At 42.9% G+C, this 18,115-nt stretch carries 16 protein-coding genes; 7 read left to right on the top strand and 9 right to left on the bottom strand.

Annotated features, from left to right (window positions below; genetic code table 11):
* Positions 1-10: 10 nt before the first annotated feature.
* The 6 genes from ABIC84_RS23620 to ABIC84_RS23595 all read left to right on the top strand — a co-directional run bounded on the left by ABIC84_RS23620 (position 11) and on the right by ABIC84_RS23595 (position 6,764).
* Positions 11-400: an XAC2610-related protein gene (locus tag ABIC84_RS23620; RefSeq protein WP_429265159.1), complete on the top strand. Its 390-nt coding sequence runs from the start codon at positions 11-13 to the stop codon at positions 398-400.
* Positions 401-442: 42 nt separating this feature from the next.
* Entirely contained in the window at positions 443-2,113 is a 1,671-nt protein-coding gene (locus ABIC84_RS23615; RefSeq protein ID WP_429265158.1) for a M1 family metallopeptidase, read from the top strand.
* Positions 2,114-2,125: 12 nt separating this feature from the next.
* Positions 2,126-3,790 carry a M1 family metallopeptidase gene (locus ABIC84_RS23610; protein ID WP_429265157.1) on the top strand — a complete coding sequence of 555 codons (1,665 nt, stop codon included), beginning with the start codon at positions 2,126-2,128 and terminating at the stop codon, positions 3,788-3,790.
* A 160-nt stretch (positions 3,791-3,950) separates the two neighbouring features.
* Positions 3,951-4,694 (top strand): head GIN domain-containing protein, encoded by a 744-nt coding sequence (locus ABIC84_RS23605; RefSeq protein ID WP_429265156.1) that lies wholly within the window; start codon positions 3,951-3,953, stop codon positions 4,692-4,694.
* Positions 4,695-4,859: 165 nt separating this feature from the next.
* Entirely contained in the window at positions 4,860-5,882 is a 1,023-nt protein-coding gene (locus ABIC84_RS23600; protein ID WP_429265155.1) for a proline iminopeptidase-family hydrolase, read from the top strand.
* A 42-nt stretch (positions 5,883-5,924) separates the two neighbouring features.
* On the top strand, positions 5,925-6,764 hold the full coding sequence (locus ABIC84_RS23595) for a DUF2911 domain-containing protein (RefSeq protein WP_429265154.1): 840 nt from the start codon (positions 5,925-5,927) through the stop codon (positions 6,762-6,764).
* Positions 6,765-6,982: 218 nt separating this feature from the next.
* Here ABIC84_RS23595 and ABIC84_RS23590 read toward each other — a convergent pair whose 3' ends face one another.
* From ABIC84_RS23590 to ABIC84_RS23580, 3 genes are all read right to left on the bottom strand, one after another.
* On the bottom strand, positions 6,983-7,708 hold the full coding sequence (locus ABIC84_RS23590; RefSeq protein WP_429265153.1) for a DUF2490 domain-containing protein: 726 nt from the start codon (positions 7,706-7,708) through the stop codon (positions 6,983-6,985).
* A gap of 142 nt (positions 7,709-7,850) precedes the next feature.
* Entirely contained in the window at positions 7,851-8,876 is a 1,026-nt protein-coding gene (locus ABIC84_RS23585) for a hypothetical protein (RefSeq protein WP_090534425.1), read from the bottom strand.
* Positions 8,877-8,886: 10 nt separating this feature from the next.
* On the bottom strand, positions 8,887-10,608 hold the full coding sequence (locus ABIC84_RS23580) for an ArnT family glycosyltransferase (RefSeq protein ID WP_429265152.1): 1,722 nt from the start codon (positions 10,606-10,608) through the stop codon (positions 8,887-8,889).
* Between the two features lie 151 nt (positions 10,609-10,759).
* Between ABIC84_RS23580 and ABIC84_RS23575 the strand changes: the two genes are divergently transcribed.
* Positions 10,760-11,239, top strand: coding sequence for a DinB family protein (locus ABIC84_RS23575; protein WP_429265151.1), 480 nt, complete (start codon positions 10,760-10,762; stop codon positions 11,237-11,239).
* Here the strand turns inward: ABIC84_RS23575 and ABIC84_RS23570 are convergent.
* From ABIC84_RS23570 to nth, 6 genes are all read right to left on the bottom strand, one after another.
* Positions 11,236-12,498 carry a hypothetical protein gene (locus ABIC84_RS23570; RefSeq protein WP_429265150.1) on the bottom strand — a complete coding sequence of 421 codons (1,263 nt, stop codon included), beginning with the start codon at positions 12,496-12,498 and terminating at the stop codon, positions 11,236-11,238. The genes ABIC84_RS23575 and ABIC84_RS23570 overlap by 4 nt on opposite strands.
* Before the next feature lie 65 nt (positions 12,499-12,563).
* The gene (locus ABIC84_RS23565; protein ID WP_429265149.1) at positions 12,564-14,072 is read right to left on the bottom strand and encodes an FAD-binding protein; all 1,509 of its coding nucleotides are present in this window, start codon (positions 14,070-14,072) and stop codon (positions 12,564-12,566) included.
* A gap of 6 nt (positions 14,073-14,078) precedes the next feature.
* On the bottom strand, positions 14,079-14,435 hold the full coding sequence (locus tag ABIC84_RS23560; RefSeq protein ID WP_429265148.1) for a Bor/Iss family lipoprotein: 357 nt from the start codon (positions 14,433-14,435) through the stop codon (positions 14,079-14,081).
* A gap of 130 nt (positions 14,436-14,565) precedes the next feature.
* Positions 14,566-15,681, bottom strand: coding sequence for a cyclopropane fatty acyl phospholipid synthase (gene cfa / locus ABIC84_RS23555; protein WP_429265147.1), 1,116 nt, complete (start codon positions 15,679-15,681; stop codon positions 14,566-14,568).
* Between the two features lie 257 nt (positions 15,682-15,938).
* The gene (gene recA, locus ABIC84_RS23550) at positions 15,939-16,961 is read right to left on the bottom strand and encodes a recombinase RecA (protein ID WP_090534412.1); all 1,023 of its coding nucleotides are present in this window, start codon (positions 16,959-16,961) and stop codon (positions 15,939-15,941) included.
* Positions 16,962-17,118: 157 nt separating this feature from the next.
* Positions 17,119-17,877, bottom strand: a complete 759-nt coding sequence (nth, locus tag ABIC84_RS23545) for an endonuclease III (RefSeq protein ID WP_429265146.1) — start codon at positions 17,875-17,877, stop codon at positions 17,119-17,121.
* Positions 17,878-18,115 lie beyond the last annotated feature (238 nt).

Raw genomic sequence — 18,115 nt, 5'->3', positions numbered from 1 at the left:
AGCGGATCTATTGTATGAGGATGTATTTAAAAATTGCGATGCTACGCGTTCGTATATAACTGGTTACAGGAAGAATGCGGAAGTATCGGATTACGATTTTGGTGACTTAGTGATTGCTGATGTTAATTTCGATGAACTTGAAGATATTGCCATCAAGTACGATTCGGGGGGTAACGGCGGCCCACTTTACAATTTTTATCTTCAGGATAAAAACGGTCATTTTTATTTGAGCAGATATTTAACTGATAGCGTTGGTTCATTTCCGGCATACATTAATCCCAAACAAAAAACCATCACTACTCAAATACACGCCAATGTAAGGTATGAAGCAAGAAAAACTTTTAGATATAATTCAAAATCCCAAAAGTGGAAATTGATTAAATGGCAAATGATTGATTAACCAATTTAATGGTTACCTTTTAACCTGGCACAATTTAAGTACATGAAAATAAAACAACTATATCTTACAGCCCTGACCTTATTAAGTGCTGCAACATTCACTCAGCCAGCCGGGGCACAGCTCCTTAAGGAAAAAGAGCAGTTTACCCATGCCGATTCGCTGCGTGGAATGCTCACGCCTTTGCGCACTTGTTACGATATCAACTATTACCATCTTGATGTTAAAATTGATATCGATAAAAAGTTTATCAGCGGCAGCAACCAGTTTAAATTCACCGCCACACAGGATTTTAATAAACTGCAATTCGACCTGTTTGCTAACCTTAATATCGGCAAAGTTGTTTACAAAGGGAAAGAACTTACTTTCACCCGCGATGGCAATGCGGTGTTTCTCAACTTTCCTCAAACCATAAGTAAAGGAAGCAAAGATGAGTTTACCGTTTACTATTCCGGCAACCCGATCATAGCTAAAAACGCCCCCTGGGATGGTGGCTTGGTATTTAAAAAAGATTCGCTGGGTAAACCTTTTGTAGCCACGGCCTGCGAAGGGATTGGCGCCAGCATCTGGTGGCCCAATAAAGATCAACTGGCCGATGAGGTGGACAGCATGATGATCAGCATCAGTGTGCCAAAAGGTTTGAAAGATGTATCTAACGGTCGCCTGCGTAAAGTAACTCCACTTAAGGATGGCTATACCCGGTTCGACTGGTTTGTGGCCAACCCGATCAATAACTATGATGTTGCTGCCAACATTGCCGATTACACCCATTTTGAAGATACCTACATGGGCGAAAAAGGCAAGCTTACGCTCGATTATTGGGTGCTGCCAACCAGTCTGGAAAAAGCAAAAAAACAATTTGCCGCCAATGTTAAGCCTATGTTGAAAGCCTTCGAGCACTGGTTTGGCCCTTACCCTTTTTATGAAGATGGCTATAAACTGGTTGAAACCCCGCACCTGGGCATGGAGCACCAGGGAGCAGTGGCCTATGGCAATCACTTCCTGAATGGCTATATGGGCTATGACTTATCGGGCACTGGATGGGGCAGCAAATGGGATTACATCATCGTTCACGAAAGCGGGCACGAATGGTTTGGCAATAACATAACCGATAAGGACCTTGCCGATATGTGGATCCACGAAAGCTTTACCTGTTATTCCGAATCGCTTTTTGTGGAAGATAACTGGGGTAAAAAAGCCGGACAGGAATATAACTACGGTTTAAGGCTCACCATTAATAATGACGGCCCTATAGTTGGCGTTTACAATGTAAACAAAGAAGGCTCGGGCGATATGTACTCCAAAGGCGCTGTTTTCCTGAACATGATCCGCACTGTTATTAATGATGATGAAAAATGGCGCGGCATCCTACGCGGGCTTAACAAAACTTTTTATCATAAAACAGTTACTTATGACGATGTGGTGGGCTTTATCAACCAACAATCGGGCATGGACCTTTCAGCAGTTTTTGATCAGTACCTGCATTACCGCAGCCTTCCGGTGCTTGAATTTACCAGCCATGAAAACAAGCTTTACTGCCGCTGGATAGCCGAAGCCAAAGATTTCAATATGCCCATCAGGGTACGTGTAAAGGGCGGCGAATACAAATTCATCACCCCAACAAAACAAATGAGCCCGGTTGAAATTGCAGGTGCTACTAAAGATAATATCGAAATTGATTATTTAAACTACTACGTGGGTGCGCTCATGGATTAACCCTCAACATACATGAAAAATAAGTTCTTAAATATTTTTGCAGTCGCTTTAGGTCTTACCGTAGCTGGTATAACGCCAACTCAGGCACAGTTAGGCACCAACAGGCAAACATTTACCCGCGCCGATTCGCTCAGAGGGAGCTTAACACCGCTGCGTACCTGTTATGATATTAACTACTATCACCTGGATGTGAAGTTTGATATCGATAAAAAATTCATCAGCGGCAGCAACCTGTTCAAATTCACGGCTACTCAAAATTTCACCAAACTTCAGTTTGATCTGTTTGCCAATTTAAAAGTAGAGAAAGTGGTGTATGAGGGCGCCGAAATTCCCTTTACACGCGAGTTTAATGCGGTGTTTGTTACCTTCCCTAAAACCATAAAAAAAGGCAGTAAGGACGAGTTTATTGTTTATTATTCCGGTAACCCAACTATTGCAAAACGTGCGCCATGGGATGGCGGCGTGGTTTACACTACCGACTCATTAGGCAAACCGTGGGTGGCAACTGCCTGCCAGGGTATCGGCGCCAGTATTTGGTGGCCTACAAAAGATCATCAATACGATGAGGTAGACAGCGCCCTGATCAGTATCAGCGCACCTAATGGTTTAAAAGATGTATCCAACGGCAGATTACGCAAAGTAACCGACTTAAATAACGGCTATACCCGCTTCGATTGGTTTGTGGCTAACCCTATCAACAATTATGACATAGAAGCCAACATTGGCGACTACGCCCACTTTGAAGGTACTTACCAGGGCGAAAAAGGCCCGTTAACGCTCGACTACTGGCCATTAAGTTACAATATTAACAAAGCCAAAAAACAATGGGAGCTTGATGCGCCGCGAATGCTTAAATCATTCGAATACTGGTTTGGCCCTTATCCTTTTTATGAAGACGGCTATAAACTGGTTGAAACGCCACACCTGGGTATGGAACACCAAAGCGGTACCGCTTATGGCAACCACTATAAAAACGGCTATCTCGGTCGCGACCTTTCAGGCACCGGCTGGGGCCTAAAATGGGATTTCATCGTGGTACACGAAAGCGGTCATGAATGGTTTGGCAATAACATCACCTCAAAAGATGTTGCCGATATGTGGATCCATGAAAGCTTTACTAATTATTCCGAATCGCTGTTCATTGAAACCTATTACGGTAAACAAGCCGGGCAGGAATACGTGAACGGAACCCGTAAAAATATCCGTAACGACAAACCAATTGTAGGGCCGTATGGTGTAAACATGGAAGGTTCAGGTGATATGTATTATAAAGGCGGCAACCTGTTAAACATGGTGCGCACCATTATCAATAATGATGACAAATGGCGCAGTATCCTCCGCGGGCTTAACAAAACCTTCTACCATAAAACCGTTACTTATGATGATATTGTAGGCTACATCTGCAAAGAGGCAGGCATGAACCTGGCCCCTGTATTTGACCAGTACCTGCATTATAAAGATATTCCAACCCTGCAGTTTGTAACTAAAGACGGCAAGCTTTATTCCAAGTGGATTGCCAATGCCGAAGGTTTCAACATGCCGGTAAAGGTGCGTGTAAAAGGCGGCGGCTATATATTTATTAAACCAACCACACAGTTTACCCCTGTAAAGATTGATGGGGTTACCAAAGACAATGTAGAAGTGGATACTTTCAATTATTATATTAAGGTTGATTAGGTGAGTGGTTTATTGGGTGAATGGTTTAACCCCAAACAACCACTCACCCAATCAACCTAATCAACTACTCACCGTTCTCCCCCCACAAAAAAATCAAATCACGTGCAACTTTCCTCACCCTGCCGGCGTCTAATTTGAAAACGAAACTAAAACAACCGTCATGAAATCGATCTCAAAAATATTATTAGCTGTAGCATTGGCAGCAGGAACAACTGGTTACAGCACTGCAAAACCATCGCACCCAATTGTTAAACATGCCGATCAAACCACACAAGACCGCCATTTATCGGGCTTTAGCGCTATTGACCTGGCAGGCTCTTTTGATGTCTACTTTACACAGGGCTCAAACGAATCGGTAAAAGTTGAAGCACCTTCGGATGTTATTGACAAGATCATTACCGAAGTGCAGGGCGGTGTATTGAAAATCTACAGTAAAAAAGGCACCAACTGGGATAACTGGAGCTTTGGCCGCAGCCGTAAAATGATTGTACATGTGGTAGCTAAAGATATGACCAGCATTAACGTTGCCGGTTCGGGCGATGTTTATTTTAAAGAAGGCATCAGCACTACCTCATTAAAATTAAAAGTTGTTGGCTCGGGCGATATGCTTGGCAAAGTGAATGCTAAAAACCTGGACAGCAGCATTTCAGGCTCTGGTGATATGAAACTTTCGGGCCGTGCCGATAATTCGAGAGTAAATGTTGTAGGCTCCGGTGATTTTACCGCCCGCGACCTGATCACCATTAACACCGAAGTGCACATAGCTGGTTCGGGCGATGCTACCATCAACGCCAGCAACAAAATTGAAGCATCCGTAAGCGGCTCAGGCGATGTGCATTACACCGGCGGTGCTAAAAATATTTCAAGCTCAAAAGCAGGTAGCGGAGATATCGAGAGGATATAAACCTCACTTATCCTCCCCAAAGAAGCAACCTCTTTAAGTATTTAGAAGCGTCATTGCAATTAATAAAGCAATGACGCTTTTTTTGTATATCCAGTGAAGCTAATTTAGTTAGCTTCTTATTATCTTTATCTAAAATAATCACCTCCACCATTCCTATCGCTAACCATGAAAAAGCTATTCTTCGTCCTGATTGCTGCCTGCTTTTGCGCATGCAACAATCCGTCAAAACCAGGGGCGGATACCGCAACTGAATCATCAAACACTCCTTACGAAATAAAAACCGGCGGGAATAAGCTCATTAAAGTTGCCGGTAAATATAACGTATGGACAAAAAAAGTTGGCGACGGTAAAATAAAAGTACTGCTGCTGCATGGCGGTCCGGGTTTTTCACATGACTATATGGAATGCTTTGAGGATTTTCTGCCGAAGGAGGGCATTGAGTTTTATTATTATGATCAGCTTGGCTGTGGTAATTCGGATGCTCCTGCTGATACTTCATTATGGAACATTCCGCGTTATGTTGAAGAGGTTGAAGAAGTGCGTAAAGGATTAGGGCTTGATAATTTTTATATACTCGGACATTCATGGGGCGGTATGCTGGCTATGGAATACCTGCACAAATACCAATCGCACGTTAAGGGGGCGGTATTATCAAACATGACAGCCGGTATTAAAGGCTATGTTGCCTATGCCGCTGAGTTGAAGAAGAAGTTTTTTACGCCGCGTGATATCACTGTATTTGATTCGTTAGACAGGCTTAAACAATACGACTCGCCTCAATACAACGACCTGCTGATGAATAAACTGTATACCCAGGTGATCTGCAGGCTTCCATTAGAGAGCTGGCCCGAACCTTTATGGCGTGCCTTTAAAAAAGCTAATCATACCATATACATACAAATGCAGGGCGTTGACGAGTTTCACGTAACCGGCAATTTTAAAGGATGGGAATTTTGGGACAAACTACAGGATATAAAAAAGCCTACCCTTGTTTTAGGCGGCGTACACGATGAAATGAACCCCGAAGACATGAAAAAAGAAGGTCATCTGCTGCCCAACAGCCGCACTTACCTGTGCCCTAACGGCAGCCACATGAGTATGTATGATGATCAGCAAAATTATTTCAAAAATCTCATTGCCTTTTTAAAAGATGTTGACGCGGGTACATTCACTGCGGATAAAAAGTAGCACACCAATTATTAATCTTATATAACCACCACACACTTAATCATGAAAAAGTTATTTACCTGTATCATCACAATGATGATCCTTACTGCGGTAAATGTTTATGCGCAGTTAACGCCGCAACCCAGTTCAACACAAAGTGTTGTGCAGGATTTCGGCCTCGGCAAAATCAGTCTGGTTTACTCCCGTCCGGATGTAAGAGGCCGTAAAATATTTGGAGGCATGGAACCTTACGGAAAAGTTTGGCGCACAGGGGCCAATTCGGCCACTGTAATTAAATTTACCGATGAGGTAAGTATGGAGGGCAACAAGATCCCGGCGGGCGAGTATGGCCTGTTCAGCATCCCCGGCGAAAACGAGTGGACTATCATCCTCAGCAAACAACCTAAACAATGGGGCGCGTATAACTATAAGGAAGCTGATGATTTTTTGCGTTTTAAAGTAAAAACAGAACACCTTAAGGCATTAACAGAAACCATGACCCTCGCGTTCAGCAATGTAGCGGCAACTACCTGCGATTTGCAGATGATGTGGGAGCATAGCGGCTTCACCATCCACATGACCACCGATATCGATGCCAAGGTGATGGCCCGAATTGACTCGGCCATGAATACAGATAAAAAGCCATACTATGAAGCTTTGATCTATTATTATAACAACAATAAAGATATGGACAAAGCCTTAGCGTGGGCTACCGAATTGGAAAAAGACAAGAACTTTCCGCCATTTGTGCCCAAACTATGGAAAGCCCGGATCTTATTGAAAAAAGGTGATAAAGCTGCAGCAATAGCTACAGCCCAGGAAGGTGCAAAAATGGCTACTGAGATGAAAACGGATGAATATGTACGTTTAAATAATGAACTGATTGCACAAGCGAAGAAGTAATTTTGATCCATTTATCGTTTTTAAACAAAAGACCTTGCCAGTGATATTGGCAAGGTCTTTTTGTTTGGAAGTAAGATTCTAAAAAGCTGGGGGTGTGCGATTCCCCTCTTGAGAGGGGTGTAGGGGTGTGTTTCTGCTTTGATAAATCTACAGCAGAAACACACCCCTGCTACCGCTCATTCCTCCGCGCCCCCTCTCAAGAGGGGAATTTTTTGGTCTTAAAACCTCGTGTAAAAAGCCAGCTGCGCTACATGGTTTACCACATAAGCATCGGCTTGTTTAATGTATTGATTCAGATATCCCGCTTCTGCGTCAAAAGCTTTGCTAAAGCGGTAGCCAACTGCAACGTAAGCACGGTTTTGATCAAAGAAGTGTTTGTTTACTTTGTTTTTGTTTTGCACGTTTACAAAGGCCTCGTTTTGCAGGGCGAGGAAAGCACCTTCTGTAAACACGTCCGAGTCAGGCTTCATCGGGATCACCGCGCGGGCAAAATACCTGAAACGCTGGGCAAAATACCGATCATTTTTATTAGCAGCGGTATTCCCTAAAAAACGCTGCTCTAACCTAAAACGGTGTGCCAATTGCACATGCTTGGTAAGCTTATGGGTATATGTGTACTGCTGCCAGATACGGTGTTCCGGGCGAAATGTTGTTTCGTTACCTGGAGTGCGGCCATAGGTAGCTATGTAGGCATAACCCAAGGCCCCTACCTTGTTTTTGGCAAAATAATAATTAGCCGAGGGACGAAGCAGGATATGCTTTAGGTAACTTACCTCATCATGCGAGCGCAATTGCCCATCGAACGAATAGCCCCAATGTTCGGATAATTTTTGGCTGTGAAAAATAGCCGCCCAGCCCGAAAACTGGTTGTCTTGTGCCAGCAGCCTTGCAGGTACCGCCAGCAGTAATACTGCAAAAATTAATAGTTGTTTTTTTAATTGCATGGATGATATATATGTGTGTTATAAAGGTTAACATTATTGTAGAGACGCATGTGATGCGTCTCTTTTTGCGACAGAAATTTGCAGGATCTGTCATTTTATTTAAGGCAAAGACGCATGCAATGCGTCTCTACACCTAACTTCACTAATCTTTAAACCTTACCAAAGTCTGTCGGCCCAGGTCAACCGTTACCCTGAAGGCTTCCTGGTTGCTGCTGTAGCCCGGTGTTTGGTGCAGGCTTAATATAAATTGTCCTTTTACACGCTTGTATAAAAACGGCGTGTAAATAATATCCAAACGGTTATAAGTTTTCTTTTCAAAAAAGGCATCGCCGTAAATAATATGGCTACCCTGGCCTTTGTAAAATTCATCAAACAAGGCAAAACGTTTCCAGCTTAAATAGGCATTGGCTACAAAGCCGGCAGGTTTATGAAAACCATCAACACCCCTAACCCGCTCAAACGACATCATGCCGCCTGCCTCAATAGATAACGAATCTAAAATGGTTTTATGACTTAAATCTAAACCTAATCTTATTTGTCCGCCGCCATTGTCCTGGATATGGTCGTTTGGTAAAAGCACCTCGGCTCCTGCATCATGCATCAGCAAAAAATAGTGCGATACATAAAAGGGCCCGGTTAAGCTTGGCCGGTATTTGCCCGAAAAGCCGAACAGGAACTGTTCACGATCGGTAACGGTTTGGCGGCTTACCCAGTCAATCCAGGCAGTTTCGGTAAAGTGGGCATTATGAAAACGAGTAAGCAAACCCTCAACATTGGGGCGGTAGTAGCGCAAAGTATCATTCAGTAGAGCCCGCGGATAATCATCCAGCAAACCTTCGCGCGGGAAAGCACCGGCATTGAACAGCCAGTTTTTACCGGTAAAGCTGTAATAGGCAACGGGGTTAACTTTTAAAAAGTATGGTTTTGCACCAAACTCATGAATGCCGTTAACCCCTACAATAAAGTGGTTCACACTATCGATATTCAAGCCCAGGTCAAGCGCGGTACGCACGCCCGAATAGGTGCGTGAGCGGGCAACAAAATCTTTGTACTCCCGGTTATCCATAAAACCCAAGCCATTAAAATGGATATCAAGGCTACCCTGTGCAAGGGCGGCAGTGGTGGTTATGATCGAAAAAAAGACAAAAAGGTATATCCGTTTAAACATAGTCGATTTATTATTTTACTGTAATGTTGATGCTCTTACTGTTACGTCCGCCAAAAAATGGTTCGGTACGCAATGAAAAAATGAGTTGATATCTGCCAGGCTGCTCCGGTGCTGTTACGTTAAATTTAAAATGAGTGCTTTCGCCCGGCTTTAGGGCAATGTTATGGAATGAATCATCTGCCTTTTGATTAGTGATCTGATCTGTCTTTTTAAAAAAGCAGGCTTCAAAAAATACAGGGTGCTTTTGATTTTTATTACTGAGATCAATAGCGAATGGATAAGGATTTTTAACCGTAAGATCGAAATCTATTTTTTGGCCCGGACTAAGGGCTTCTTTGGGAGCAAGTGTTTCAAATTCAACCCGCTGATAGGTGCGTGTGTCATCAACCCAACCGCCATACCATTTACCGGCAAATACGTTAATGGAATCGGTTGTTACACCGGGCAACCAAACATCCAGTACATAATAAGTTTTTTTATGCTGAATGCTGTCTTCTATAGGCCAGATATCATACTGGGTACGGCGATAATGCCGCGAATCATAGGCAAGCCCACGGGTGGTGTTATTATAAAAATTGTATTTGGACGGATCCTGAAAACCTTCATAAAATATCACATAATTATTGCCTGCCTTTTTCTGGATCTGATGAGCCCAATCCTTAAAGCCGAAAAAGCTTTTCATGGCATCGATCTTTAGCAACAACGGAGGCCCCCAGATAATACAGATACGAACAAGCAAAATCAGGCTGAGGTTTATCACCGCCAAACGGTTAAACCAAACAGGTTTGCCTCCCGGCTTAGCAAAACTGATAAGCACCAGCATGCTTAGCGGTACGTAAGCTATAAGCGTCCAATGGAGTTGTACCTCACCTTTAAACGAGGTAAGAAAAAAGAATGCCAAAATGCCTATGCTGTTTACGAGCAAGGTGCGGGTGAAAACATCCTGTATTTTGGTTGTAAACCCTTTATAGAAAAGAAACCAGCCAATCAGCGGCCCGGCCATTATCAACTGCCCCAATGGATATAAATAGGTATTATCCAATTGGTAATCATCGGCCGAACGCTCGCTAAGGTGATAGCTTATTGACGGATAATCGTGGTTTACCTGCCACAGGATATGCGGTGCATACAAAGCCAGCGCCAGCAGCACAATTCCGTAAAAAGACCCTCGCTTAAGCAATTTTACATTAGATACAAGCGTGAAAGCAACCAACAAAATGCCATGGTACTTACTATACAGCAGGCAGGCTATCACCACGCCCAATATAATGGCCAGTTTTAAGCTGTCCTGTTCAATATATTGCTGATAAAAATACAGGAACAGCACCGTGAAAAACAGCAAAGGAGCATCAGGTGTGGTGGTAAAACCATAAATATGGAATACAAAGATGCCCGAAACCACCAGTATAAAGTTGATGACATCAACCCTGTAACGCTTTAACATCATCCACATCAGGTATAAAGATGCAGTTGTGCTGATCACCGTAAAAAACCTCACTCCAAATTCATTATGTATGAGGCTGTAACCTGCTTTAATGAAAACGGCCACCATAGGCGGATGGTCATAATACCCCCAGTCTAAAAAACGCGAATAAACCCAGTAGTAGGCCTCATCCGCATGGATCTCCAGGGTAAAAGCCTGTACGGCATTTAGCAAAGCCCACAACAGTAAAAAATAAATTATTGGCTTGTTATATTTTACCGGCGCGCTATTTAAAGAGGTATCCTGCATTAAAATGGATGAGTAAATGAATGGGCAAAGGTATGATAAAAGATATAAGCCATAAAACGTTGGCAGCGGCGATGTGATAATTTGACGAAAAACATACCACAATCTTCATAATTTAGCGCAGCTGTAAAGCCTTAACCCATCCAATATTAAAATGAAACAAGAATTTGAGGTTATCAAAAAACCACGCCTGATGCTGTTAAACGTTGTTAAAGATCTTAGCCCCGAACAACTTAACCACATCCCCGCAGGTTTTAATAACAACCTGATCTGGAACCTGGCGCACCTTATTTCGGGTCAGCAAGGTATTTGCTATACGCGCGCAGGCGTACCTATTGTGGTTGATGATAAATACTATACCCCCTACCGTCCCGAAACAAAGCCGCAGAGCTTTATTAATGCTCATGACATAGCCCAAGTCAAAGAGCTGCTTATTTCAACCATTGATAAAATGGAGGAAGATTACCAAATGGGTATTTTCTCAAACTATCAACCGATGACGACCCGTTATGGTGTTACCTTGAGCAATATAGAAGAAGCAATCCGCTTTTTGCCATTTCATGATGGTTTGCATACCGGTTATATCATGGCTTTGAAAAGAGCGGTTTTGGAGGAAATGAGTAAGCTGGTTTAGTAAACAATTTTACTAAACGGGATCCCTACCGTTAACCCGATTGCTGTTTTATTGTAAGGCAGTCGGGTATTTTTTAAGGAATTATTCATGTCCTGAAGCAAAAGTTGTGCTTCAAAATTTATGGCAGGCACGCCTTTTTTATCTATCAAAACAATGGGGATGCCGATGATGGAATTGAGCGCCTTATAAGTTCCCCAGTTTTTTTCGATGCGGAAGCTAATGCCAACATGTGAGGTTCCGGGGATATACACCAACTTACCTGCCGCGAGGGGTGTTATAAAGTTTTTATATTGGCCTATGTACCGGTCGCCATTATTAATGGTGACCGTATTTGTTCCATCTATTCCCTGCGCTCCGGTTACATCAGCACTGAATAGCGAACCGCTGTGTACCGCATTATTCACAAAGCCTTTACCGGCAAAGGTTAAAAAGAACCGGCCCATTTTAGGGCTTTCCCAAAAACGGGTATGACTAATAAATAATTCGAGCGGGTAGTTATAATGTTTGTTAACCTGTGCATTAACATCATTGCTTACCATAAATTTTTGTGGGATAACCGGGATATAAACGCCCAGGCTTGTCCAGTTATCGGTTATGAGGTCATAATTACCTGTATTCACCAATCGCTCTGATTGCTGTTCAGAAAATTGTTGGAGATAATCAGCCCGGAGGGAGGCGTAAAAAGTTTTCCGGAGTTTGCTTTTAACCTCTGTTAGATCCTGTCCAGGTATCTCCTCCTGTTTCAAAACATTAAGAGATTGCTCAAACTCTTCAGCTTTTTTGTTGATACTTTGAGCGATCGTATTTACTATTAATGCCCGGGCAGCATCCATCTCCTTTTTAAAATCACCGTTTGCTATATAATAAGTTTTTGGTTTTCCCATCCATGTTTTTTGGGTTGTAAAACCCAGCTGATTATCATAATACCTGTTAACAGTTTTTGCCGAATACGCGTTTGCTATATTTACCCTCGCCCCTGCTACTACAAATGACCTTACCCAATCATCACTATCAATGGGCTGGTGAAAATTGTGATTGATGCTGATCATCCCTTCGGCGGCATTGATATTAACATAGTTTTTATAGAGGGAAAGATCTTCGTTACCCGAGAGATAAGAACTCATTTTATTTGACAGGAAAATGTTCATGGCCTTGTTGGAGATCAACATTCCCTGTCCGTTACTATTAGGCCAATTGGTTACTTTATTGTTTATCGCTTTTATCTCATCGATGACCTGTCCAGTGGTTTGAGCTTTCAACTTCACCGCGAAGCAACATACAAAGAGCAGACAGTATATTACTGCCGTCGCCGGATTTACATATTTCAGGCCAGCCCCCATTGCTGCGTAATTTGATTGGTAAAAACTTTCTGGCAGTCGGCATTGAGCAGGGTTTTACGGGCGTTGATCCAACGGGTAGCTGCATCGCCATACATTCTTTGGATGCGTTGCGGTGTAATTTCGTTGGCTTTGCCCCAATGAAATGTAAAGGGGATATTTTCATGCTCAAGCATCAGCCAAACCTGGGTATAAAAGTTATAAGCTTTGTCTGATAGCGGTGCATCCAACTCCATAATACAGGTATGTTCAAACCGGGTAAAGCCCAATGTGGCTTTGGTTTGTTTAACAAACCTGAATGAAAATACACCGCTGAAAGGGCCGATATCTTTATTGATCTTCAACATCAAATCGGCAACCCGGGGCGAAAGCTCTGCCGGGAAACCAATGGCAGAACTCAACAGCTTGCCTCTTAATGTAGTATTGCTAAAAATTTCGCCCAGCGTACCAAAATGAGGATCAGTATTAGTTGTCATGCTGGTATTTAACACCTTGGTAACTACAACCGGAACCAAAGCGGGCACAGCATCAGTAATAGTACCTATAAAACTGGCAGCATCGTCTCCCGGGCCAATCCCTGCCGCGTTATCAACCGGGGGCTGATAGTTGGTACGATACGGGCGCTTATACATAGTGCTTACAAATGCGCCTTTGTCCAGATCGTACGGATTAAGCAGCACCGAAAAATGACACGGGCGCTCGTTACTACATGGCAGCTTATCGGTATCGCTAAAATCAAGAGTTGACATCATACCCTGCAGTTCGGCATCATAGGGCAATCGCTGTACATAAGTTTCTAATAAAAACAGCGGTTCTGTTTCCATTAGTACGCCGTGGATGATACCAAAGCTCCCAAAACTTACCAATGCGGCATTGAAAAGTTCATCGTCCTGTACCAGCTCGGTTTGCAGCAGATCCATAAAACGTTGCGCTACAACGGGTGCGGAAGCCCTTTCCAGCCAAATATGCCTGTCAGGACTTACCACAATATGGAGCCCTACTACAAAATCTGGTGTAGCACCAAAGTCAAACGCCGAGCCGTGAGTTCCTGTACTCACTGCACCAGCTATAGTTTGCCCATTACTGGCACCGGAAGTTTTAAGTGACAAGCCCCTGTTCTTCAAAAATGCGCCGAGTTCCCAAATACCGTTGCCACTTTGTGCAAAAAGCAGGTGGTCTTTGTTGCCAGTGTAAGCAGGGTTTACGGCAGTATCGGCAACAGTAAATCTGGTGTTAAGGGGTTTGGTATCCAGCATTACACCATCTTTAACCGTTGCTATTTTTGTCCATGACCAGCCTGCGCCTAATGATCGTAATGGGGTACCGGTCTCAATAGCTTCTTTAATCAGGTTTTGAAGCCCTTTGGTAGCGTCATTATAACCTTCAAGGGCATCAAGATCGTCTTCGTTGCCTAATTCATACAGATCTTTAATTTGCTCGGTAAAAGTTTCGTGCCGGTTTTCCCAACTGCTGACTCCTGTTTTAATAACTTTCATAGCCGCTTATTTGATTACGCCATCTTTGGCGCAAGGTTTATCGCATTTCCACTCTACCCTTGCAGGGCTCCATATGCCCAGGGTTATAACAGTAAGCAAGGAATAACCGAAATTATTCTTCACCGTAACTTCGGCCATACCATTGGAGCCAAGGGAATCACATATGGGAGTAACGATTCGCTTGGGGCTTTGGATAGCCCCCCAAAAAAAGAAGTTTACATTTTGGTGCGATACCTCTGACCCAGCCTGTGCCTTTGTTTCGACACGGGCCGTGTAACAACTGCACAGCATTAATGGGAGTAAAACAGCAGGGATAAGCTTCCTGTAAAAATGCAGGGGCCTGTTCAAACATGATGGCAACATATTGTAAGTATTTGGGAAATTTTCTGAAATACAATAAAGTAAATCCAAATACTTGATTTTCAATTAAGTAAAAACACGTTTATTGAATACGTACTTTTACGTCATTTATTTGACAATGAGAAGAAGGGGCTTATCTTATTGATTTGTACAATCCCAGATGCTTTGGTTTGGTTAAAACGATGTGCCATAAATGGTTTTTTCTTGAGCGGAAGGACGCAGCGCTGGCGCTAAGATAGTAGCGCCACATGCGGTAAAAGGTATCACCGTATTTAGCACTAAGCTGCGGCCAGCTTTGCTCAAATTTTTTACGCCACTCCATACAGGTTCGGTCGTAATATACGCCGAAGTTATGCCAATCTTCCAAAATAAATAAGCCCTGCCATGCTGTTGAGAGCTGTGCTGCAGATGGCAGCATACCGTTCGGAAATATGTATTTTGCAATCCAGGGATCGGTAACTTTAGTTGAGTAATTACCGCCTATGGTATGAAGCAGGCAAATACCGTCATCTGCTAAATTTTCGTTTACCCTTTCCATAAAGATGCGATAATTACGATAGCCAACATGTTCAAGCATCCCGACAGAAACTATCCTGTCGAATTTTTCATGTACATCGCGATAATCCTGCACCCTGATCTCCACAGGTAAACCTTTGTTAATCTCCTTTGCAATAATGGCCTGCTCTTCTGAAAGGGTTACACCTGTTCCTTTTACGCCATACTTTTCGGCCGCATATTGAAGAAGGCCGCCCCATCCGCAGCCTATATCAAGTAAGCTCATGCCTGGTTCCAATTTTAGTTTGCGGCAAATCAGATCAAGCTTAGCTTCCTGGGCTTCATCCAATGTTTGTGCAGTTTCCCAATAAGCACAGGAGTATATCATCCGCTTATCAAGCATCAACTCAAACAGATCGTTGCCAATATCATAGTGCTTGTGTGCAACCTCTTTAGCTTTTGATTTGGTTTGCTGATTACCAAATTTTGCCTTGAGAAAGTATTTAAGCGTATTTAAGTCGCGTGGGATCATTTTATCAACCCGGTGATACTGGACGCGGAAAAAGAATTCGTCAAGCGCTTCACAATCCCACCAACCTTCCATGTAGGCTTCCCCAAAACCTAAGGACCCTCCTGCCAGCACACGATCATACAATTTAGGATTGTGTACCTGTAAGTCCCACGGGTTATTGCCGTTCACGGTAATACCACCTGAAGCAAACATATTTGTAACAATCTCTTTTGATGATCCCATAGCTTTTTCCGGTTTATGTGGTGATAAAGATATTCTTTTTGCGGAAAAACGGGAACAATTACTAATATAGTACTACCGCGGGTTGAGTGCGGTTTGCACTGCTACACTACTGCCGCGGGTTTAGCGCAGCGTAACCCGTGGCAGCTTTATATGCTATGTTAAACCTGCTGCAGCTTTACAAAAAAAGCCCCCTTACAGGAGGCTTTCTTATATATTCATTAAATCACTTTAAAGATTAGTATATAGTATAATCCCAATTATACTTCTTCCATGCTTTCGCCGGTTACTGTTTCTTTGATCTTATTTTCCAATTCTTCCTGTAGCTCAGGGTTATCAAGAATCAGTTGTTTAACAGCATCGCGGCCCTGGCCTAAACGGGTTTCACCATAACTAAACCATGAACCTGCTTTTTTAATAATGTTGTATTCAACACCCAGGTCAATGATCTCACCGGCCTTTGAAATACCTTCGCCAAACATGATGTCAAACTCGGCTACACGGAACGGAGGAGCAACTTTATTCTTAACTATCTTAACCTTTACGCGGTTACCGGAAACCTCATCGGTGTCTTTAATTTGGGAGATGCGGCGTACATCCAAACGTACTGAAGCATAAAATTTCAACGCGTTACCACCGGTAGTAGTTTCAGGGTTACCAAACATAACACCGATCTTATCGCGCAGCTGATTAATAAAGATACAGCAGCATCCTGTTTTGCTGATAGTGCCGGTTAGCTTACGTAATGCCTGTGACATTAAACGTGCATGCAGACCCATTTTTGAATCGCCCATTTCGCCTTCTATCTCGGCTTTAGGAACCAACGCTGCAACAGAGTCGATAACCAAAATATCAATAGCGCCCGAACGGATCAGGTTATCGGCAATTTCCAGTGCCTGTTCACCATTATCAGGCTGGGAGATCAGCAGGTTTTCAACATCCACGCCTAATTTCTTGGCATAAAAACGATCGAAAGCATGCTCCGCATCAATAAAGGCGGCAATACCGCCGTTCTTTTGCGATTCGGCAATGGCATGGATAGCCAAAGTTGTTTTACCTGACGATTCAGGCCCGTAGATCTCAATGATCCTTCCTTTAGGCAAACCGTTAACTCCCAAAGCAATATCAAGCCCTAATGAGCCGGTTGATATAACTTCAGTTTGTTCAACTACGGATTCGCCCAATTTCATGATGGTGCCTTTACCGTATGATTTTTCCAGCTTATCTAACGTAAGCTGTAATGCCTTCAATTTATCAGCGCTATTTTTATCTATGTTAGCCATCGTATTAATTTCTTCAACAAATATAATTACATTTTTTAAAATTACTAATTTTTTTAGTAATTTATTTTTATAGTGAATGGTCCATTAAATGAGTAGTTGATTAGGTTAGTATTGACGAAGATAAGCAACTATTCACTTAATCCAACTACCCACCTAATCAACCTTTATCCACACTCCGCTTCTTCAACTCCTTATCTATAATATTAAGGGCCTTTTTCTTTTTAGCTTCTTTGGCCTTCTTAAGTTTTGCAGCTTCAAGCCTTTGCAGCGCGGCTTCTGTATTATTGCGTTCATAATAGCGGCAAAACCACGTAAGCGGACAAATATCGCATTTAGGGCTGCGCGCCAAACAAATATACCGCCCATGCAATATAAGCCAGTGATGTGCAACACCTATATATTCTTTAGGAATATTTTGCACCAACTGTTTTTCAACCGCAAGTGGTGTACGGGCATTATTGGTTAAGCCAATGCGGTTGGCCACCCTAAAAACATGCGTATCAACAGCCATGGCTGGTTCTTCAAAAATAACCGAAGCGATCACATTGGCTGTTTTGCGGCCTACACCTGGTAATTTTTGCAGATTTTCTATCCCCGAAGGTATTTCGCCGTTAAAAACTTCCATGAGCATTTTGCCCATGCCTACCAAATGTTTGGCTTTATTATTAGGATAGCTTACAGACCGGATATATGCAAAAACTTCATCGGATGTTGCGGCAGCCAGGTCTTGCGGAGTAGGAAAACGCTCAAACAGTGCCGGCGTTACCTGGTTAATCCTTTTATCAGTACACTGTGCCGATAGGATAACGGCCACCAATAACTGAAATGGGTTATTATAGTGCAGCTCAGTAACCGGGTTAGGCTGGTTTTTAGAAAAATAATCAACAAAATAGCGATAGCGTTCGGCTTTTAACATTTTTAGTTCATGGCTGATAGTTCATGGATCATGGCTCAAGCACCCAGCTTAACGCAATGGCGATCCTGTCCAAAAGTATAGATATTCACAACAATAAAAAACCATGAACTATGATCCATCAACCATAAGCCATCTTAAAATAGAAAGGTTCATAAATCACTTATTGGGTTTTGGTTTTTCGATTCGCATCGGTAACCTCTTCAACAATCATGATCTATGAACCAGTGGGGGAATCCGC

Origin of the sequence: Mucilaginibacter sp. 3215 (assembly GCF_050433785.1) — a bacterium.
Lineage (GTDB): Bacteria > Bacteroidota > Bacteroidia > Sphingobacteriales > Sphingobacteriaceae > Mucilaginibacter.
This window is presented reverse-complemented; position numbering and strand designations above follow the sequence as displayed.